The sequence below is a fragment of the Blautia sp. MCC283 genome, assembly GCF_018785565.1.
In the GTDB taxonomy this organism is placed as follows: domain Bacteria; phylum Bacillota; class Clostridia; order Lachnospirales; family Lachnospiraceae; genus Blautia_A.
The window spans coordinates 1-21,692 of record NZ_WQQB01000066.1 but is presented as its reverse complement, the minus strand read 5'-3'; the positions used below and the strand labels follow the sequence as shown (position 1 = coordinate 21,692).

General features: G+C 41.7%; 16 protein-coding genes and 4 pseudogenes. 2 read left to right on the top strand and 18 right to left on the bottom strand.

Translation table 11 applies throughout. The features are described from left to right. Positions 1 to 18: 18 nt before the first annotated feature. A complete protein-coding gene (locus tag GPK81_RS15095; protein WP_019162151.1) occupies positions 19 to 432 on the bottom strand; it encodes a winged helix-turn-helix domain-containing protein in 414 nt (137 codons plus the stop codon). Positions 433 to 550: 118 nt separating this feature from the next. On the opposite strand from GPK81_RS15095, the gene GPK81_RS15090 reads away from it, so the two are divergent. Continuing rightward, the gene (locus GPK81_RS15090; RefSeq protein ID WP_026077000.1) at positions 551 to 925 is read left to right on the top strand and encodes a BlaI/MecI/CopY family transcriptional regulator; all 375 of its coding nucleotides are present in this window, start codon (positions 551 to 553) and stop codon (positions 923 to 925) included. A 10-nt stretch (positions 926 to 935) separates the two neighbouring features. Further along, on the top strand, positions 936 to 2,732 hold the full coding sequence (locus GPK81_RS15085; protein ID WP_015541271.1) for a BlaR1 family beta-lactam sensor/signal transducer: 1,797 nt from the start codon (positions 936 to 938) through the stop codon (positions 2,730 to 2,732). Positions 2,733 to 2,759: 27 nt separating this feature from the next. Here GPK81_RS15085 and GPK81_RS15080 read toward each other — a convergent pair whose 3' ends face one another. The 17 genes and pseudogenes from GPK81_RS15080 to GPK81_RS15000 form a co-directional block, all read right to left on the bottom strand. Beyond that, positions 2,760 to 4,007: a DUF6070 family protein gene (locus GPK81_RS15080; protein ID WP_059085548.1), complete on the bottom strand. Its 1,248-nt coding sequence runs from the start codon at positions 4,005 to 4,007 to the stop codon at positions 2,760 to 2,762. Further along, entirely contained in the window at positions 3,994 to 5,151 is a 1,158-nt protein-coding gene (locus tag GPK81_RS15075; RefSeq protein ID WP_215707310.1) for a DUF6070 family protein, read from the bottom strand. Before GPK81_RS15075 ends, GPK81_RS15080 begins: the two co-directional genes overlap by 14 nt. A 40-nt stretch (positions 5,152 to 5,191) precedes the next feature. Then, the gene (locus GPK81_RS15070; RefSeq protein WP_059085547.1) at positions 5,192 to 7,294 is read right to left on the bottom strand and encodes a penicillin-binding transpeptidase domain-containing protein; all 2,103 of its coding nucleotides are present in this window, start codon (positions 7,292 to 7,294) and stop codon (positions 5,192 to 5,194) included. 727 nt (positions 7,295 to 8,021) lie between these two features. Beyond that, positions 8,022 to 8,267 (bottom strand): transposon-transfer assisting family protein, encoded by a 246-nt coding sequence (locus GPK81_RS15065; protein WP_118511767.1) that lies wholly within the window; start codon positions 8,265 to 8,267, stop codon positions 8,022 to 8,024. After that, on the bottom strand, positions 8,264 to 12,118 hold the full coding sequence (locus tag GPK81_RS15060; RefSeq protein ID WP_215707309.1) for a DUF3849 domain-containing protein: 3,855 nt from the start codon (positions 12,116 to 12,118) through the stop codon (positions 8,264 to 8,266). The genes GPK81_RS15065 and GPK81_RS15060 overlap by 4 nt, the downstream gene beginning before the upstream one ends. 53 nt (positions 12,119 to 12,171) lie before the next feature. Further along, positions 12,172 to 13,266: pseudogene (locus GPK81_RS15055) on the bottom strand (DNA methylase); the annotation flags it as partial. Next, complete coding sequence (locus GPK81_RS15050) at positions 13,259 to 15,115, bottom strand: recombinase family protein (protein WP_001820670.1); 1,857 nt, start codon at positions 15,113 to 15,115, stop codon at positions 13,259 to 13,261. The pseudogene GPK81_RS15055 and the gene GPK81_RS15050, both read right to left, overlap by 8 nt. A 54-nt stretch (positions 15,116 to 15,169) precedes the next feature. Beyond that, positions 15,170 to 15,361, bottom strand: a complete 192-nt coding sequence (locus tag GPK81_RS15045) for a hypothetical protein (RefSeq protein WP_001820669.1) — start codon at positions 15,359 to 15,361, stop codon at positions 15,170 to 15,172. Positions 15,362 to 15,432: 71 nt separating this feature from the next. Next, positions 15,433 to 15,663, bottom strand: coding sequence for a YdbC family protein (locus GPK81_RS15040; protein ID WP_001206986.1), 231 nt, complete (start codon positions 15,661 to 15,663; stop codon positions 15,433 to 15,435). Positions 15,664 to 15,708: 45 nt separating this feature from the next. After that, positions 15,709 to 16,563: a ParB/RepB/Spo0J family partition protein gene (locus GPK81_RS15035; protein WP_000743700.1), complete on the bottom strand. Its 855-nt coding sequence runs from the start codon at positions 16,561 to 16,563 to the stop codon at positions 15,709 to 15,711. An 8-nt stretch (positions 16,564 to 16,571) separates the two neighbouring features. Continuing rightward, positions 16,572 to 17,537, bottom strand: a complete 966-nt coding sequence (mobV, locus tag GPK81_RS15030; RefSeq protein WP_001820668.1) for a MobV family relaxase — start codon at positions 17,535 to 17,537, stop codon at positions 16,572 to 16,574. A 517-nt stretch (positions 17,538 to 18,054) separates the two neighbouring features. Then, positions 18,055 to 19,075: pseudogene (locus GPK81_RS15025) on the bottom strand (AAA family ATPase). A 154-nt stretch (positions 19,076 to 19,229) separates the two neighbouring features. Further along, positions 19,230 to 19,704 (bottom strand): annotated as a pseudogene (locus tag GPK81_RS15020) (RNA polymerase sigma factor). Positions 19,705 to 19,787: 83 nt separating this feature from the next. Beyond that, positions 19,788 to 20,213 (bottom strand): sigma-70 family RNA polymerase sigma factor, encoded by a 426-nt coding sequence (locus GPK81_RS15015; RefSeq protein WP_215707307.1) that lies wholly within the window; start codon positions 20,211 to 20,213, stop codon positions 19,788 to 19,790. 94 nt (positions 20,214 to 20,307) lie between these two features. Continuing rightward, a complete protein-coding gene (locus tag GPK81_RS15010; RefSeq protein ID WP_105116765.1) occupies positions 20,308 to 20,817 on the bottom strand; it encodes a sigma-70 family RNA polymerase sigma factor in 510 nt (169 codons plus the stop codon). 490 nt (positions 20,818 to 21,307) lie between these two features. Next, complete coding sequence (locus GPK81_RS15005) at positions 21,308 to 21,478, bottom strand: cysteine-rich KTR domain-containing protein (protein ID WP_004614788.1); 171 nt, start codon at positions 21,476 to 21,478, stop codon at positions 21,308 to 21,310. Positions 21,479 to 21,532: 54 nt separating this feature from the next. Further along, positions 21,533 to 21,692 (bottom strand): annotated as a pseudogene (locus tag GPK81_RS15000) (elongation factor G); the annotation flags it as partial.

Genomic DNA, 21,692 nt, shown 5'->3' with positions numbered 1-21,692 from the left:
TAATAATAGGCAGCGATTTCACTCGCTGCCTAAATTCCCATTAAACCGATATCCTACACCTCGTACTGTTTGTATATATAATGGTTGTCCAGGATCATCTTCTATTTTTTCTCTGATATTGCAGATATGTCGCATAACCACATTATAATCACCGGAATAAGGTTCATTCCATACCAGATCATAAACCATTTCTTTTCCAAATATTCTACCTGGACTTTTCGCTAAAAAAAGTAAAATATCATATTCATATTTTGAAAGATGAACATCACTATCATTCTTTTTAACAATTCGTTCCTGTAGATATATTTTTAATTCTCCAAACCTTATAATTTCCGGTATGAATTGGTTTTTATGTTCCCAGCTAGTCAATATGTTTTCACTTATGCTTCCATTAGCATCTGTGATTCTCTCAATAATTTCTATCTTTTTCACCTTTATTGCCTCTACATTATTAATTTTATATTCTATATATCATCTGCCATTTGACTTTTTTCTTCTACAAGTAATATAATATATTTATTACATATGTAGGATTTAGCAGGAGGATTTTATTATGTCACTACCCCAGATTTCAGAAGCCGAATTTGAAGTTATGAAAATTGTATGGAAATATGCTCCCATCAATACAAATGAAATTACAGAAAAACTTACTCTAACTACCAGCTGGAGTCCAAAAACAATTCAAACTCTTATCAAGAGACTTGTTTCCAAAAAAGCTCTTTCCTGCGAAAAACAAAGCCGGGTATTTGTCTATACTCCATTAGTCCAAGAAGATGAATATATACGCCAGGAAAGCAATTCTTTTTTAAAGCGATATTATAATGGAAATCTTTCTTCTATGCTGGCTTCTTACCTTGAAGACGATAAGCTCTCTTCAACAGAAATTGATAACTTACGCCATTTATTATCAAAACATCAGAAATAGGAGGTTTTGAATGAGCAACTGGATCATCCACTTTTTAATCAGTAATATCTTCATATGTATTTTTACACTTGTAATAATCGGAACAAAAAAACTTCTGAAAAAATATTTATCTGCGACTACACAGTACCATCTCTGTTTTCTTTTATTTTTATTACTTGCCGTGCCATTTTTTCCTGTACAGATTCATGGCTCACAACTTTTTTCATGGTTACATTTTTTTCAAACTGACTCAGGACTTAACTCTGGTACCGACACGCTATCCGAACTTACCAGTAATACACAAAATATTTTGTTAAACCAGGTGAATGATTTTTCAGTTTCCATCAGTAGTCAATTTTCTGGAGGCTTGAATACCATACTCTTTCTAATATGGATAACGGGTGTTATGATTATGTCAGTCCTCACCCTTCATTCATTAAACTATGTACGTTCCATAAAAAGATCTGCTCTCCCGCTTCAAAATCAGCAGGTAAAAACTATTTATTACAATTGTTTAAAGGAACTTAAAATCTCTCACCCAGTATCAGTCTACAGTACTGCATTTTTAAAATCACCAGTTTTAATCGGAATAATACATCCCAGAATTTACATTCCCATCCATTTAATTTCCGAACTGAATCCTGATGATATGCGTTTTATGCTGCTACACGAATTACAGCATTACCGTCACAAAGATACATTTATTGGCTTCCTCATGGTCATAAGTAATATACTCTACTGGTTTAACCCTTTTGTTTGGTACACTTTAAAAGAAATTCTCTGTGACCGTGAAATAGCCTGTGATTCTGCTGTATTGCAGATGATTTCTGCTGATGAATACCAAGCTTATGGAACTACACTGATTAATTTTGCAGAAAAAATATCCTCTTTTTCCTCTCCACTGGCAGTTGGAATGTCCGGAAATTTCAGGCAGATGAAACGACGTATTCTCAACATCGCCGTTTTTAGGAAAGAAACTCTTTATCAAAAAATGAGAGCATTGATAATTTATCTGGTCATTAGTGCTGTTTTTATTGGATGTACACCCATTTTATCCATTGATGCCTCTACTCAAAACGTATATCATTTTAGTGATACAGACAAAAATATCTCCCTGTTAGATATATCCGAAACATTTGGAACATATGATGGATCATTTGTTTTGTATGACAATAATTTGGATTCCTGGAAAATATACGATCTTGAAGAAGCCACCAAACGTATTCCGCCAGAGTCTACCTACAAAATATACGATGCATTATTAGGGTTGGAATCCGGAATCATCACACCAGAACACTCTTCCATGACATGGAATGGTGATGCCTTTCCTTTTCCATCCTGGGAAGCTGATCAGGATTTAAACTCTGCTATGCAAAATTCCGTTAACTGGTATTTCCAGGCAATTGATTCGCAGCTCGGAATTAACAGAGTCCAGGAATTTTTGAATAAAATAGAATATGGAAACCAAACAACCAGTTCAAATCTGGATTTATACTGGTCCGATTTTTCATTAAAAATCTCGCCTTTAGAGCAAGTAACATTATTAAAAAAATTTAACACAAATGAATTCCATCTAAATTTCCAAAATGTATTTTCTGTTAAAAATGCTATAAAAATTGCCAGTACACCTAATGGTAATTTCTACGGAAAAACTGGAACCGGTCGTGTCAACGGACAGGATATCAACGGCTGGTTTATCGGATATGTAGAAACTTCCGATAACAGCTATTATTTTGCAACCAATATCCAAAGTGATTCTAATGCAACTGGCAAAAAAGCATTTGAAATCACTTCTGATATCTTAAAAAAATTACATATATGGAATTAACAAATATGAAAGGGCTGATAGTTGTTATCAGTTCTTTCTTTTTATTCTATATTGATATTTGGGAACTTCTTTCGTACCATTATTCAGAATTTTATTCCCCATATATTTAAAACTCTTATCATCGTTGAACTTAACAGTCAGCTCACTTGTAATAACGGCATCATTACATATAAATGTATCACATACAGCATCAACAACCAACACACTGTTTCCCTCTCCGCTATCTCTTATTTCAACGACCTCCGGTAAAGATGTTCCAAAATGAGTAGGGCTATAATTTAAACAGCCTAATCGTTCCCAGTCATAAGTTTGATGTTCCGAATCAAATACTGCCCATTTTTTAATTTGATCTGCTGTTATCGGCAAAAACTCCATTATCAGATTTTCAAACTCTTCTGCCGGAATTCCACTTGAGTTACCTGAAAACTCATATCTCTCCCCGTATTTCATTCGATATAAATATTCATATAAACCATTATAATCTAACCCTTCCATATCAGATCTATCCCAATCAGAACATAAAAGATTATTCCCCTGATATCCAAGCAAATACACACACCTCTTTGAAACTTCCCTGCATTCATCACTTAAAGGTTTAATTCTTATCATAGAACTGCCATCAACCGCTTCTGATACTTCCGGATACTTTGGAACGCATAGCGTATAACCAAACCAGCCTTTTTCTGTATATTTCCATTCTTCTATCCTTGTATACGAAACATATACAATAGATGGATTGTCGTTCATACCCCAAACAGCTTTCACAGCCAGCAAATACATATCTGTCCCATCATAATTGAATTTGAGTCTTTCTATCCCACCATCCCTGTTAATCCTATATAAGACGATATCTCCTGTCAGATCCTGTTCTGCCCTGAAAAGAAATTCTTCCATTTTAGAATAATTAGCCATATTTGAATACGGTGCTGATGTAATAACGGGGACATTTTTTTCCTTTAATACTTCCTGCATTTCTTCCATTACTGTCTCAGAAACTACTATATTCGATGAAGTCCCTTTATCCGCCTTTTGATAAATGACTTTCATCTGATTCATAACATTCTTACAATCTTCAATAGCTTCTTCTTTCACGACTTCATCTACTGGCAAATCATATCCTCTTTCTTGTACAGCATAATTCGCAGTTTCCTGTGAAATATATTCTAAATCAGCCCCTTTACATTTTGTATTTCCTATGAAAAAGCATCCCGAAATAAATAAAACGCTCATCATCTTTTTCAGTTTTCTTTTTGTAATCATATCAATTATCTCCATAACATTCCTCCCACTTTTCGTCTGATAATCTTTCCGTATACCAGGTAACCTCTATTTCTGACATTGATACATAATTGGATACATATTGAAATCTATCTTTATCTAACAGCCGAATGGTTACGCTATGACAAAACGCCTGATCTAATTCTTTTTGTGGCCATACCGCATTTACTTCCAGTGTTATTGTTCCATCTTGATTTTCTATGTAGGAAACAACTTCCGGATATGGAATATATGGTGTGGGAGCAAAATCATATACGATTCCTCTGGTTCGATACCGATATGTCTGTATTTCTGTGTGAAATACCGTTCCTGTCTGCAGTATCTCTGCGCTTATATTAAAATATTTTTGAAATATCGTTTCAAATGATTCTTTTGGGATTTCATAAGTCTTTCCTTCCTTAAATTCATCAGTTTTTTCTTCCATTGAAAGTAAACGATCAAAAACATCATAAAAATTTATTCCATCATAATTTTTTTCACTCCAATTAGAAGTAAACAATTTATTAAGTGTATATCCAAAAGGAAGTATATATTTTCGATTCAACTCCCGACATTTTTTATTTAACGGTGCTACCCGAAAGTCCCGATATCCAGACGGTCCATCATATCCTGCCGGATGATATTCTTCTATAAAGAAATGCCCGTTTTCTGTATATTTCCATGAATTAGCTCTAAACTCATGATAATATGTTTCCTGCCAAGTGTCCTCTTTCCATTTAAAAGAGCTTACTTCAACGTCTATTTTCCCCTGTTTGGTTTTCAGATCATACCGGATAAAATAATCCCCTGCTATAACTTGAAATATAGTAGTTTTTCCATTCTTCTCTTTTTCTGCTTTTTTCAAAAAATCATCTACTTTAATACTTTGAACCATATCCAGCTGATTGTAGGAATCAATTACTGCATATCCATATTTTCCAAAATAATCCATACTTTTTTGTATTGTACTCAGCTCATATAGTGCATTTTCTTTCACAGCATTCTCATATATGTTCCGATAGCCTTCTGCTAGCATTTCACACTCTCTGTAAATTTTTTCTTTCGTATCTTCAATTGTCTTTTTCTGCTCTTTCTTTATGCCACATCCACTACAGACAGCAAGAAAAATAACTCCCACAAATATTTTCCAAATTTTTTTCATATCATTTTCCTCTTACATTTGTAATATTTAAAGGTAAAAATTATTCATTACCAAGATATTCATCCAGTATCGCCTTATCCTTTTCCACCACATAACCGCTTCCTCCAATATCTTTCACATTCTCTACCATACTGATGAGCAAAATAGGATTCTTTGTATCTCTATCTGTAGTAAAAACTGTAAACCAGCCAATTTCTGTTCCAGATGTATCTTCTTTTGTAGCTTTCAGTTCCGCTGTTCCGGTTTTTCCTGCTAATCTAATGTCTTCCCGACATGCTCCATAACCAGTTCCTTCCGGGTTATTCACTACACCCTCTAACCCCTCCATAACCTCCGAAACAATTTGTGGTGAAAAAGCATCTTTTATCCAGATTTCACTGGAAGTGCTTCCACCATCCGCGTGAAGATATGGCTTTATCATATTTCCATCATTTAGAAAAGCCGTATAAATGCTTGCAAGATGCAAAGGATTTACCAGAATCTGTCCCTGTCCATACCCACTGTCAGCAAGCTGGATTTCTGTTTCTATCTTGTCCATATTAGAATATTGGGACTCTGACATTTTAATATCAAATGGAAGTTCCTGATTAAATCCTATTTGATTTAGAGACTGCATCAGTTGATCCGCACCAATTTTTAATGCTGCTTTTGCAAAATAAATATTATCTGAATAAATAAGCGCATTTTTCAAGATCACAGGTTCATAATCATGAAGTGTAGTCACTGTATAATCTCCCCACGAGGAATCTTTCTGCCACGCCAGACCCTCATTTCCAAAATCGTCATTTGCAGTAAATGCCCCCACTTTTAATCCAATTGCAGCAATTACAGGTTTAAAAGTTGAGCCAGGACACCATGTCTGGCGAAAGCGGTTGTATAAAGGCCTGTCTTCATTTTCATTTAATGCACTCCACTGGCTGTTGTCCATTCCACGTACAAAATCATTATTATCATAAGATGGCGTACTTACCAACGCCAATACTTCCCCTGTATAAGGATTCAAAGCTACAGAACATCCTCTGTCTTCTTTAAATTGTTCATAAAGAGTACTTTGAAGATCACCATCAATCGTAATATGGATATCTTCTCCATCTTTTCTAGGCTCATATGCAATAACACTTTTTTTATTTCCATTTGCATCTACAATACAGATTTCACACCCATCTGTTCCTTTTAGTTCTTTTTCATAAAGCGTTTCCAGTCCAGTCTTTCCAATCACACTGTTTGTACGATACCCTTCCCCTTTATGTTCCTGCAAATCTTCGGCTGTAACCGCCTGTACATACCCTACCAGATGAGAGGCAGCTTCTTTTAGATAATAAGTTCGTACTTTTACATCAGATAACATAATACCTGGAATCTTCAATAATGTGTCCTGCTTTTCTTTTTCTTCCAGAACAGTTTTATCCGGATTCACTGTCAAAAGATCGACCTCTTGTATTTTAGGAATTGTTGCTACTGGTACAAAAGAATCTGCTTTTACCCAACCGGCTTTTAACTTATCCTCAATTTCGTCTGCTCCAATTCCAAGATACTCTGCCAGTTTTTTTATTGTATCTTCTCTGTTCTCCATCCTGCCCGGAACAATTCCTACCGAAGATGCAGTTCCCTCTCCAGCCAACTGACGACCATTTCTGTCTAAAATATCTCCTCTCTTTGCCTCTTCTGACGTTACCTGAACTTTATCCGTTGCAGATAACTCTGGAAAAATCAACTGATCCTGCCAGATTAAATGATATCCTGTCCAATCATGTGAAAATACCGCATCGTTGGTAAATTCTACATTTCCTGCAGCAGTCTGCATATTTGTTGTATAGGAAACTGCCGCATTTCCGTTTTCTTGTCTTTTTACTGTAATATCGGTTATGGACAGATCAGACATCTCAATGCCTTCATATATTTTAGAATTTCGTTCTATAAATTCTTCCTTACTGTTCATGCTGCTTTTTTTCTGATCCAGCATGGCATACATTTGCTCATATTCCCCTTTTTCAATATATTTCATATATTCCATTAGTCTTTTTTCAGGAACATTACAATTCATTATTGTTACAATACCGATTCCACCACCAATCAATATACCGCTAAATAAAACTATTTTTGTAATAATCTTCGTGTGTTTTTTTCTTTTCTTTTTTCTCATATAGTTTTATTTCTCCTTTTTTCATATTTTCTTAAATATTACACTTGTAATATTTAAACGTCAAGTTTTTTCTTAGGTTTATATATGTAAACAAGAGGAAAGATTTGGAAAAAAAAAGAAAGGGCATCTCAAAGCCCTCTTTGATAAAGAACTTTACCGACACCCTGAGGTAATGGTTTCTCCGGATGTTTCCCAAACGCTATAATCACTCTCCAGAAGAACCAAAAACGATTTTTAATTTTCTCTCAGAAAAAAAGAACTACTCTAAATCTGCAGATCTTTGAAATAACCCTGCTCGTTTCTTATAATCACAAACATATTCAGGCAACACATTCTTTGCTGGCAGATTATTATAGCGGAAAACGCAACAAATCCCTTTATTAACTTTTGTTCTATATAATTCCTGTACCAATCCTATTGTTTCATCATCTGAACAAAAGCTCTTCGGAATCTCCCTACAATCCCTGATAATAACGCAAATCTGTTTACTATGTCCTCTCTGTCAGTATACAAGCCAGCTAATCTCTTTATTATAGTATCTAAATACTTCTTCCCAATTCCACTACTCAAAATTTCTTCAGTCACTGTTTCTGCAGATGTGTTTTTATATCAGCCAGAGTTTCCCTGGCTGAATTCTTCCAATATATACCTGTTAACACTTCTCAATGCTGACACTTTTTCCTTCGCTTCTCATCTTTCACCTGCTATACTGCACTCTGGCTTGAATTCATTCCCCCTCTTCCAGTTCCGATTTATAATCTTCCAAGTCCATAAGAAAAGTCTCATAGCCTTCATCACTCATGCAGAACAGCTTTCTTAGGGTATTGCAGACAAGCCCGATCATATCCGCATCCCCTTTTAGAAATGGAATGATATGGTCGATTGCTTCCATTGTGTCATTTCTGTTTCCTTTATCAAACATTGCCGTTACTAAACATTCGTCTGTATCAAAGTTCATTGCCAGATCCATCATAATTCTACATCCCCCTTCTTATGTGCTTTGGATTTTTCTACTTCTTTATTTTCCTGCTCCTGTGCTTTTGCCCTTGCCTGAAACTCTTTCAACGACTGCAGTACAGATTTTTTCAATTCCCCTCTTTCGCCCTTTGCCGGCTCTTTCTTTTGTGTCTGGTTCTCTTCCACTGATACGGATTCTTTCTTGACTGGTGCTTCTGAAACTTCCTGTTTCACTTCCACAGTCTGTTCTGCTTCCTGCACTTTTCCATGTTTCTCATTCAGATACTTTTCCATATCGTTAATTGCTTTCTGTACTAATGGGCTTTCCTTATAATGAGGAATCATATCTATCAGTTCCCTGTCTACTCTATCCCAACACATCAGTTCATATTCCCCGGAATAATCCTTATCTCCATCCTGCAGATCAAATCCAATCCCTTTACCTCCATGCAAGCGATCTGCCGGAATACTTTCATAAATTTTAATCGCTTCTTCCAGAGTAAGATTATTATGGTACTCTCCCATGACCGGAAACTCCATGCACTCTGCCACATAAAAAGTAATCGTAGCTTCTGGTTGCTCCTGTTCTGGTTGTCTGGTAAAGATAGAAAAGGTTTCTGCATTTTCCAAACGGGAAAGTAATGACCGGGCAGTTATCACATCACTGTCTATATCGGATTCTTCCGATACTTCAACCAGCCAGTCCTTTAAACACTCTGTTTTCTGATTCAGAATGTCCTCTGTGATTTTCTCCACCTGTTCTTCCCTATCCTCAACCGTATCTTTATATTCGTAGGGATCATAGTCATAGCTGAAATTATCCAAATCCACTGCCAGCTTTTCGATTTCTTTCTGATCGAGATAGGCTTCAGACTCTTTCATATATTCTGCCAGAGTGATTCTTTCTTCTGCGATAGGATTGATGTCCACCTTAATACCTGCCATTGCTATACCATGAGCATTTAATTCATTGAAGAAACTGTCCTCCCGGATATTGCCACGATAAGAAAGCACTACATCAAGGTCAGAATCATCTCTGTAAAGTTCCTCCCTGCTTCTGGAACCATGCACCCTTGCTGCAAGCAGCTCTACTTCATTTTCTAATCCCATCTCTTCCAGAATACCCTGTGCGTGATATAAGACACCACGCTCCACTTCTGCCCTGCTAAGACCATTTAATGCTGCCTCATCTCTTCCAATCTCAGAAGTCGCACGAAGCTCACCTGCCTGCAGTAAGTTTTTGGAATGTTGGATGGTCATTGCCTCAAATTCTTTATAGTCCACTTTGACACATTCCATATCATCCATTCTTTCACTTTTTAAGATTTCATAAGTAGCTTTCTGAACAGATACTTTTGGATCGTCATAATCATTGGAATGGATTTCGTGCAGGTCAGAATCATAAAAAATATAAAAATAGCCTTCTTCCGTTACCTGTACGGTCAGATACCCTTTGCTCTTGGTAAACTGCATTGCAATTCCCTCACAGGTATCCACTGCGCTTTCCCGATCATAGTCCTCAAAAATACTTGGAGGACAATTCTTTAATAACTGTGCCAGCTGCATCTGCCGTTCGCCTGCTTCTTCTACTTCTGCCATCAAGTCCTCATAATCAACGGGAATTGCATTTTCCAGGGACATATCTTCATCTTCCAAAATATCTTCCATTGCCTGCCGCATAGAAACATCAGGATTATCATAGGCACCGCCGTCGATCTCATCATAATCCAAAGCATAAAAGGTATAATCATAGCCTTCCTCTGTTCTCTGGATCGCAAAATACCTATCGTCAATCTTATATGCCAGTTCACCCGGCTCCAGTTCCGGCACAAGTCCCTCTACAGAAATCCCTTTCTCCTGCAGATATTCTGAAATAGCTTCCAATGCTCCTGCATCATACCCATTCCAGAGATCTTCTGCGACAAGCTGACCATGTTCCGATACGATAATCCCTGCCACATCTGAACCATACTCATCATGCTCCATGAAGAAGAACTTCTCCCCTGCATACTCTCTTTCATCTACTGTATGCCAGGTTCCTGCATGTCCATCTGCTTCAAATTCTCTCGTATCTGCTGTAATGGTGACTTCCGCTTCATCTAATGCCTGTTCAATCTTCTGCATCCGGATCTCTGCCCTTGCCATATCAATAAATCCGTCCAACACCGCTGGATGGCTTTCTATCACATAATCCTGATTCAGATTCTTTCCCTGATTGATATTTTCCGGAATCTCGATATGTTCTGCCCAGTCTTTGTTTTGTCTGGAAAATCTGCCGTCATAAGAAAGTTCCCGGAGTGTATTTGCCATAACAAACGTCATACGCTCTTCTCCAAACTGTTCCAGCACTTGCCTTGCGGCATCTTCCTTTAAATGCAGTCCGTCAAAATTTAATGCGATTGCTTCCTCGATTGCTTTCTTACAATCAATGTTTAACTTTCTGGAATCCAGATAGGCATCTACATCCCGTTCTTCCATCGCCTGAGCAAGTGTTCCTTTATAGACTGGGGGATAGGCTCTGGTATGATTATTTTCCAGCATCTCCATTCTCTGCTGTACAAAGTCCGGAAGTTCCTCAAAGCCGAAAGAATCCACATAATAAGCCTTTGTCTCCGCCGTCCTGTTTATGACAATAACATCGCTTACCGATAAGGAATGTCCATGAAAATTGTTCGGGCGATTGATATTAAATCTCTCAAAAATATCCTCCAATGTGATTGTTGGTGTCCACGGAGCCGCATACACCATCTTGTAGTCTTTTCCCTCAATGGTATAGCCTAATTTTTGAGCTGATTCAAAACCCATAAACTGATAAGTATGCTCTCCACCCGTATTCATCTGATAGATTGCAAAACGACCGCTCTCTCCCTGAAGAAGCAGAGTTTCATCAATCTTTTCCGCACTGTCCTGTTCCAGTTTTTCCTGTCTGGTGGCGGATACTTCTTTTTCTTCATATTGCATGGTGTTTTCCCTTTCCAGCTCATGCATTTGCTCCTCAATGTTCCCGATGATCTCTGCCGATGTTTTTCGGATGGTATCCATTGATGCTTTCAACGCCTTCATATCCCTGCTCTCACACCAACTGGCGATATAGGTAAACGAATATTCTGAAGTATCCAGACCAAAATGGTTGCAGACAATATAAGCGATACTTTCTGCTTCCACTTCCTTTGTTGTCTGGTCTTTTAAGACGCCTTCCGCATCCATTACTTCCCGGTCATGCAGTAATGCGTGACTCACTTCATGGACTCCGGTTTTCATCGTCTGGACATTACTCATATCTTCCTTTATCGCAATATATTTTTCTGTCTGGTGATAATAGCCTTTTGCTTCTCCTTCCACATTCATCATGCGGATCGGCACAGGAGAAATATTCTGCAATGCCTGCATGAACGTATCATAAAACTGTACACTTCCGGTAAGCTCCGGCACCTCCAGTTCTACGATCGGTTCCCCCTCTGTCTGGCTGACATCAAACACTGTCGTTACACGGAATCTCGGTATCACCATCTCCACAATCTCTGTTTCCGGCTGTCCATCATCCCCGATCACAGGCTCTTTTGTTACCGGGTCGATCTTTTCAATCTCCTGTTTCTCCCGTATCGGTGCTGGTGCGATGATCTGGATTCCTTTCTCTCCACGTTTTACATGACGGTTAAATTTCTTCTGCCATGCCTGATAGCCTGCCACCAGTGTTGCTTCCGGTTTCTGCATGGTGATCAGCAGCGTGTTATTAAAGCTGTAATTGTAGAACTTTGACATGGTATTCAGATATTCGGTATATCTCTCCGAAGTAAAGATTTCCTTTACTCCCTGTTCCAGCCGTTCCGATATTTCTTTTAACTGTTTTTCTATATTATTTGCCATAAACAAACCCTCCATTTTATGTCCCGCCAAAGAAAACTCTGACGGGAAATCTTTTATAACTCCTGTTCATGTTTTTTCTTTACAGCTTTCTGTGTAACTGTAACGGTCGGTTCCGCTGTATTCTGCTGTGCCTTCTCCTGTTTTAACCGTTCCAGAATAGATGGCTTATGGATTCTGTCTGCTGTTTCCGGAAGTTCTTTTTCTTCTATGGCATCCCTGCTGTCTGTGTTGCTTCCTTCTCTGCCAATATCCTCATCTGCCATAATCGTCTCATTACCCTTTTCATCCATGTTCAGCAATGCATTTAACTCGGATAGCCGTTCCATCTTTTCATTCAGCTCTGTTTCTTTCGGAAATGGCTTCTTTACCTCTTCCTGTGCAGTAGCAAGCTGCTGTTGTACGGTTTCTAACTTCTGCTCACTTTCCGTCAGCTTCCTGTCAATGGAAGAAAGCGTGTTATGGATACGCTGCATATTTCCTACCGGGTCTTTTCCGATCTCCAGTTTATAAGAACATTTCCCTTTGACCGTCAGTTCAAACGCATTGGAGAACATATTGTAGGAAGCAGATAACGTAAACCCATGATATTCCCCGACCTTTCCGCCGGTGCTGACGGTTTTTAGTCCTGCACAGGCAGCGATCAACGCTTCGCCTGCTTCTTTCTTATCTTCATAAAAGACATTTCCTACCGTCATGGCAAATGTGTCATTATCCTGTAAATCCACGCTTTTTACTACCTGCGAATCCACCTGCATCCCGGCAATCCGCTCTTTCAATGCACTGATCTGTACCGGGAAATTCTTTGCAATATCGGATTCCAGACGGTAAATCTGACTGGTATGGTTTGCCTTTAGAAGTTTCAGCTTACTCACCTGCACATCCAGATCCATTTTTTCCTTAATGTACGGATTGCCTGTAGCAAGTGCCTTGATCTCTGCATAGGACAGTGCGGTATCATCCACATCTTCACATGCCCTGACTGGTGATTTACTGGTCATAATCTGACTGATGAACTTCTGCTTATTCTCCAAAATCTGCCACATATACGCATCAAAAGTGTTCTCCGTCACATACCGGAATATCTTTACTTTGTCATTCTGGTTTCCCTGTCTTAAAATACGTCCTTCCTGCTGTTCCAGATCAGTCGGTCATTTTTTGCGGACAGTTCATACATGCTATCCTTTTCTGTTCTCTGCTCCTGCGTTTGCTCTCGTTTGATTTCTCCCTCCGTATCTTCTTGGCACAAGCAGGACAATACCTTGATGCACCAGAGCCCGGGACATATTCAACGCCGCACACCGTACAATTTTTAGCGGGCATTGCTGCCCACCGTTTTGTAGGTATGATATGTAATTCATCGACAAAGCCGATGAATTTATAGTAAATCTTGATTTCCTGCTTCACTGTTCCGTCTGCCATCTTCTCACGCTCCGAAACAAGTATCTTGTCTATGAGTGCGTTTATAACTGTTGCATCCAGTTCTTTTAAGCCTTGATAATTTCGGATAAGGGCGAGGAAGTCACGGATTCCCCGTGATTTCTCGTAGCTTTCATTAAGAGTTTCCGTCACCTCTTTCAGCCTTGCTTCAATTTCAAGCTGCTCTTTCTGGTATTTCCCCGACATCATCTCAAAATTCCGCTCGGTAATACGCTCCATGACCTTATCCTCGTAGAGAGAGGAAAACAGCCTGTCCAGTTCCGCAAGGCGTTTGTTCAGCTTCTTACGTTCTTTCTCTAATGCTTTCGCCCTGCTCTGGTCTGTTTCCGTGAGCCGCTTTTCTATGGCCCTGACCGCCTTTTCATCATTCACTGCCATATCCGCAAAACAGTTGATGTCGGCAAGAACGGCATTGAATAAATCCCTTGCTTCTATATTGTGTGCACTACACTCGCTTCTTCCGTTTCTTGCATAATTATTACATGAATACTGTACACAGTCGATAATCTCTGGGCGTTTCCTCCTGTGTACGTTCATTGCCCGCAGAGCACATCCGCAGTCCACACACTTGATAACGCCTGCAAAAATATTTACAAATCCTCCCTTGTTCTGTGGAAGCCTACGACTTGTAATAAGCTGTTGGACAATATCAAATTCCTCCTGCGTGACTATTCCCTCATGGGTATTGGGTATCACTTCCCATTCTTCGGGCAGCTTAGAGGGGCGTTTCTTGCTTTTCATATTGGCGGCAATCCGTTTGTAGCCTACAAGATTTCCCGCATATATCGGGCTTCTTAAAATGCTCCTCACGCTGTTCCCACTCCAAATATAGCGTTTGTCCTCGTTCCCCTCAAAATGACGTTCAAAGCCTGTTTCGCCACGCTCCGCCGCATAAGCGGCAGGGCGTAGGATATGCTGTTTATTAAGATGTCTGCAAATTTTGGCAACTCCATTCCCTTTTAATGCAAGGTCGAATATCTCTTTTACAACATGTGCCACTTTATCATCTATCAGCAGATGGTTGTGGTCGGCAGGGTCTTTGATATAGCCATAAGGGGCGGTAGTTCCCATGAATTTCCCCTGTTGAAACCTCGCCCGATATGCCGATTTTATCTTAACAGATATGTCAGCGGCATACATTTCGTTTAAAATGTTGCGGAAAGGCGTGATGTCCATAGCAGATTTATTCAAGGTATCTACGCCGTCATTGACCGCTATATACCTCACGTTATGCTCTGGGAAGAAAACTTCCAGATATAACCCACAATCAAGATAGTTTCTCCCCAGACGGGATAAATCTTTCGTAATCACGCAGTTTATCAGACCGCTTTCAATGTCTTTTATCATATTCTGGAAACTTGGTCTTTGGAAATTTGTACCAGAATAACCATCGTCCACATACGTTTTTGCTATGTGCCATCCCTGCTTTTTCACATAATCCGTGAGGATGGATTTCTGTGTCGCAATGCTCGCACTCTCGTTATCCGTACCATCGTCTTTAGATAAGCGGCAATAAATGCCGACTAAATAGATTTTCTTTTCTTCTTTGATTCCTGCCATACTGTAAAACCTCCGTATCTGTCCTATCTGTTTTCATGTCCCATTGCGTACATTCTAAGCGGACAGCCCCTCATTGTCGAAGGTGTCGCCCTCGGCAATCTTCTTCCGAATATCCTCGGAGATAATCGGGACAAACGCTTCTGTAACGGTCTGTGTGCCGACATATTCACGGCTGATTATCATCTGCACTGGTGCTTTTGGCACGATACGCTTTCTCTTTTTATCTGCTTTCTTATCCTCGCCCATACTTAAATCTTCCTTTCCAGACAGGGCAGGGAAGAGTTTGGAAATGTCCCCGCCCTGCCAATCAGATACCATTAATCCTCGCTGTTTAATTCTTTCTGTAATGCTTTAAGGAGTGCCGCCGCTTCATCAGCGTTCAGCGTGATTCCCTTGCCGCACTTTTCACGGTTCGGGGAAAAGCTGCGGATGTCATACTTCGGCTCTTTCCCATTCCATGAAATGAGATTGATTTCCTTTGTGTAGCCACTGTCGCCCGTAGACAATACTGCGATTTCCTTTACGATTTCATACTGGATTTCTCTCATTCTCCATACCTCAACTCTCTGTATTTACTTCCCGAAAAAAGAAGATTAGCGGCTGTCACGGTTGCGTTTCCTCTGCAACTCACGCTCCAAAAGTTTGATGATGGTTTCCTCCATCTGCTTCGGCGTTGTGTTCTTCGGAAAGTATTTTTTCAGCTTGCTTGTGTTGATTTTCAAGGTTTCTTTCTGGTTGCCCTTTTCCTCCGTCATAATCGCAAATATCGTATCCATGTCAAGCCGCCCGCTCTGGCTTAACTGTTTCATCCGCTGTGCCTGTGAGAGTGAGGGCGTTGCTTCTTCGCTCTCCATCGTGGCAAAGAGGTTTTCCTGCTCGTCTTTCTTCAAGAAGGACAGTTCCACCGCAGGCGTGAGGGCGATTTTCCCCTCGTCCACCATCTGCAAAATCGGCGGTATCAGTTCCGTCAGGCGGATAAAACGCTGCACGGTCATCCTGCCCACGCCGAAGCCCTGTGCCACCTTGTCGTCCGTCCGCAACTTCGTCACAACTTGTGACGAGGTTAAGTCTGTGCGGAAACCCTGCCGCTTCATGGCTTCGGATTTCATCTTGTAAGCAAACGCCCGCTCCGATGGCAGGATATTCTCACGCTGCAAATTGCTGTCTACAAGGGTGATGATGGCTCGGTCACGGTCTAAGGGCAGGACAAACGCAGGCACGGTATTTATCCCTGCAAGTTCAGAAGCACGGACACGCCGCTGTCCTGCAATCACTTCATAACCGTCCCCGTCCTCTTTCGGGCGTGTGATTATCGGCGTGACAATGCCAAATTCCTTGATGCTTTCCGCTAACTCTGACAGTGTTTCATCTTCTGCCACATGAAACGGATTGTCGGGGAACGGGTACAAGTCTTTGGTCTTTAACACCTTAAAATCCTGTTTCTTCATTCACATATCTACCTTTCTTTCGCTCTGCTTCTATGATTTTTCTGCAATTCTTCCAACACTTCGGGCGGTATTTTTGACAGCAGCCGCCCCATCTGCTCGTTGGTTCTCTGCAATTCAAATATCTTCTGATTCGCTTTCTGCACCTTTAGTTCCTGCTCGTACTTTTCATCACGCATACGCCCCGCATAGTCTGATTCCTGCCCAATTCTCTCTTTCAAACTGTCGATATACGCCTGCTGTTTCCCGATTTCCTTAGAGAATTTCTCCACGTCTGGCAGCCATGCAGAGAGTAAATCTAACGCTTTATCCCTTTTCTTCCCTGCGTTAAAGGCGTTGATGTCGGATAGGGCAGACACGATTTCTTCATACTGTTTATCAAGCCTGCCGCCTAATTTATAGAGCCATGTGGGGACGTGTTTCCGCTTGGTTTCCATTGAGGACTGCCCCCGTTCAAGCTGATTCCACCGTGAGGACATCCGCTCATGGTAGGCGGTCTGCCACTCGGATAATGATTTCTGGTTGCCTAAGATAGCTTTCGCTGACAGCTTATTGTCTGGCGTAATCGGCACAAAGCAGAGGTGCATATGGGGCGTTCTCTCGTCCATATGGACGACAGCGGAGAGGATATTCTGCTTTCCAACACGCTCCGAAATGAAGTCAAGAGCCGTCTGGAAATACGCTTTTTGTTCTTCGGGCGGTAACTGGTTCATAAATTCTGGTGAAGCTGTGATGAGCGTTTCCACCATCATCACGCTGTCTTTCCTTGTCCTGCACCCCGCTTCGGCTACCATGCGGTTAATCTCTTTCTTGTAGGTGTACTTTGGTGGTGCTATGAGATGGTAATTGTTTTTAGAGCGTTCCATATCTATATCTGGGTTGCTTTTGTAGGCTTCTTTCTTCCGCTCGTTGTGGCGTTCACAAGCCGCAACGCCGCCCGCTTTTCGTTTCTGGAAACGCAGGATTGCATAAGGCATAGGCGGATTCCTCCTTTCTTTCGGCGGGTGACCGTCCTTTGGGGTGACAGCGGTGACGGTGGTGACAGCAGTTTTGGGATACCCCCTGCCGACTGCCGCAACTGTCACCCTCACCCCCTGCATGACGGTCATGTCGATGATGACGGTGTTTTTGGGATACCCCCCTCGCAAGAGCCGTCACCGTCATGCCGCCATTCTTTTATCCGAAGCCGTAAGGCGTAGGATAGCAGGGCACAGCCCTGCCTTAAGGGAGTCCAGAGGGAACGTCTGGCACACGACTTTGCAGGGCAAAGTGTAGTGTGTTACACCCTGTAAACGCAGTCGGAAAAATCGGAATGATTTTTCTGACCGCAGGGGTGGTTTTACACGACCGAAAAGGGCGAGTAAATCTCACGCCTGCATTTTGCGTTTACGGGGTGTTCTCCCGTAGGGATGACAGCGGCAGGGTATCCTAAAATCACTGTCACCACCGTCACTGCTGTCACCCGCAGGGCAGAGCCGCCAGCTTTACATGGCTTTAAGCGTCAATGACAGTAACAGGGGGGTATCCTAATATCGCTGTCACCACCATCACCGCTGTCACCCGCCCTCCTTGCAAGGGCAATCCGCCTGCCGTCTTTCCTGCGGCTGTACTGGTAGCAGATACGGTTCTCGCTTAAAAATGTGGTGCGGTATTCATTCAGCCATTTCGTAATCACCGTGGGTATGGTTTCCGTTTCCCCCATAGCGGCTAACAGTTCCGTTGCCGTGCCTATCCATTCTTCCTTATCCCTCATAAAATCCACCAACCGAAAAAGGACATCTGGTATCGTTTCTTTCGCAAGCTGCTCCTGCGTTTTCCGCTCCACAAGCTCCCAACGGCAATCACGGAAACGCAGCGTGTATTCCTGATAAGGCGTGTCCCTGCCCGTCACATACAGCTTGGCGGTGTCAGACGCACGTTTCTCCTTTTCCAGAACAAAGGTAGCGTCCGCACTCCCCGTTAATCCTGTCGTCCCAGACACCTTGTTGAACACGTCGCTGTCATTCTGCTTTCGGATGTGGTGTACGACAATGACCGCCAGAGAGTGCCTGTCGGCAAAGTCTTTGATGAGGGAGATGTCCCCATAGTCGCTTGCATAGGCATTGTCTTTTGAAGCTGTACGGACTTTCTGCAAGGTATCAATGACAATGAGCCTGCTGTCTGGGTAATCTTCAAGCTGCACGATAAGACCGTCTGACAGCTTGCAGCTTGCCACGGCAAAGTGGAGCCGCCCGCTTGCTTCGTCCGTCAAACGAAATAACCTGTCCTGTATGCGGCAGAACGTGTCCTCAAGGCAGAGGTAAAGCACATCGCCCTCCATTGTCGGCATATCCCATAAAGGGATTCCCTGCGACACGCATAAGCATAGCTTCAGCATGAGCCAGCTTTTGCCTATCTTCTGTGAGCCGCAGAACAGCGATAAGCCTGTCGGGATAAGGCTGTCCACCACAAAGGATGGTTTCTCAAGCGGTTCATAAAGGAGCGTTTCGGCGTTGACTGTCTGTAACTTCTGCATGGCTTTCCTCCTTTCGGGCGGTGTCTTTGTTTTCGTTGCACATAGGCGTTGACCTCCTTAAAAATAGATTTACTCCCACGGAAAAAAGTGAGAGTATGTAATGCCGCCAATCCCACACAAATAAAAAACAGATTTCTTTTTCGGGCGGTGTCGGTCACGGTTGGAGATATTTCTTCAATTTCCGCCTTTACTTTCTCCTTTGCAATCGCAACAGATTTCTGTATTGCCGAAGCGGTGCAATGCTCCATAGCGGCGATTTGGTAAAAATTGAACTCATACTCGTAGTAGAGCAGGAAACGCCGCCTTTGTATCTCTGGAAGGCTCCCAACCGCCTTATAGAGCGTTTCATTCCGTTCTTCCTCAACCATGCGTTCATCAAGGCTCTTAGGCACACGCAACGCCCGTCTGTAAAGGGTTTCGTCCCATACCTCGTTAAACTCCCTGTGCCGCTCGTCCCATTAGAAAAGATTCCTGTTCCTGCGCTCCATCTGCCGAAACTCCATAAAGAACTGTTCCGACACTTCCAACTCGTGGGATTTGCCCTGCCCGTCCTTAAAGCTGATAAAATACCTTGTGCCGCTTTCCGTGGATTCCTCCCGAAGCGTGTATGCCTTAACCCTGTATGCCATCCTGTTGTCCTCCTGCAAAAAATGAGTGAGGGGATTTCCATCCCTCACCCAGTAGCCCGCAGGATGGCAGGCTGTTTTAGAAGCTATAAAATTTTCCGCAGCTTCTTCCGCAGATGGTCTAACCTCGCATAGATGGCACCAGTCGTCAAATGCACAAGCGGGGCAATCTCCTTTGTGGAATACCCCTGCATTTTCAGCAGGACGATTTTCAAGGTACGCCCGTCCACCGTGACTAATACTTGATAGAGATTTTCGCTCTCAATCTCTTCCAGTAACTCCGCAACCGCACCCACTTCCGCCTGCCGCTCCCTGCCTGCCATGTCCTCAAGATATTCCGCAACGTCATTCGTCCATCGGTAAAACCGCCTGTTGGAATTGAAGTCTGCCCTGTCCGCCATGCGTATCTGCTCAATGGTCGCTTCATCAACGCCGCACTCACGCAGCAGCTTTTCCTCCGCTTCTTTCCAGATACGCCATTTCCTGTCCTCCCGTCCGTGGTTGTATGCCATTCTTACTTCCTCCAATCAGAATTGATTGAGAGGGCAGAGAAAAGCCCCCTCATCTTCCCAAAGGAAAAAACAAGGGGGCTGAACGCCTTAAATTTTAATTTTCTATTATCTTTCTTAGTTTTATTAGGATTCTGGCTTTGCGTTTGTTTACAACGCTCTGGGTTATGCCCAACCTCGCCCCGACTTCACGCTCGGAAAGTCCGTCAAAAAAGATTGCCTGTATCAGCTCCTGTTCACTATCCGACAGCAAAGGCAGGGCGGCTTTCAGCCTGTCCACCATGACCGCATTGACAACGGTTTCTGCAATGTCCACCGCTTCATCAGTGATAAAGTCCAGAGGATTCCCCTCGCTGTCCGTAAATCCGTCGAGAGATAGCAGTCTATTCTTTGTATCTAATTTTTGCAGATAACGCCACCGTTCCTTGTCACGGTAGAAGTCTGTGTATTGCTCCCTCACGACTTCAAGCAGACAGCCTTGAATGGGGATAAACAGCTTGTCCATATAGGTCTGGTCGGATTCCCTGCAACGGCAGAACTCCGTGTAGGATAATTCCACATAGCCGCCACTTTCTCTGATATATACCTTTCTTGGTGCATATTTCACCATAAATACCTCCCATCTGAATTTTTGAAATGTAAAAAATCCAGATGGAGAGGCGGAGAACGACACCGCATATCAGAAACAGCCCTACGGCACTTTCCAACAAAAATCGACAAAAGAAAAACCGCAAAGGCTCTGTGACCTTTACGGTTATAGGAAATAGTAATTCTATTGTATGGAGATTGTACTTCTACTTTCAAGGTGAGAAGTACCGTTGCACTGGCAGAAATTTTTTTAACTGGTTTCCTGCCGTTCTCTGATATGCTATGTATTGATAAATTTTGCTTCGTATGAGCAGATAGATAACTGCCCGAAAAAAGGACATAAAAAAATCCCTCCAAATTTAAAAACAAATTCAGAGGGTAATTTAGGGTATAACAAAATAACCCACCCGAATATCGTTTTTTTTATTTGGTGAGTTTGTTCTTTCAAATACGAAACAAAAAGAGCCGATGATTCGTGAATTGTTCCACAATTTCATCGGCTCTGCGTCTTAAGCGTCTGGCTCTTTGATGACAGTTATCTTCAAGTTGTCAACTTTAATCAATCTTTCTTGTCTGCATTTTGGACAATAAAGGGGATAATTCTCCAAAACAGTGTCCTTCCTAATTTTATTACGGGTTTTGCTCCCACAAACAGGACACAATATCCATTCGCATTTCATCATAATTAGTCTCTAATCCTTTCAAATCTCATTTTATATGACTTTTGCAAGCTGTTAAGCTAACTTGTGGAACATATGCCGAACCTTATCTATACGGCTATTCGGGCGGCGGGGTTGGCAAATAAATTTACCAATAGCTGGCTGGTATCCTTTTAACTCTGTCAAGCAGACTCCCTGCCCATTTGTGAAATAAGTTAAATCGTTCCTGTATTCT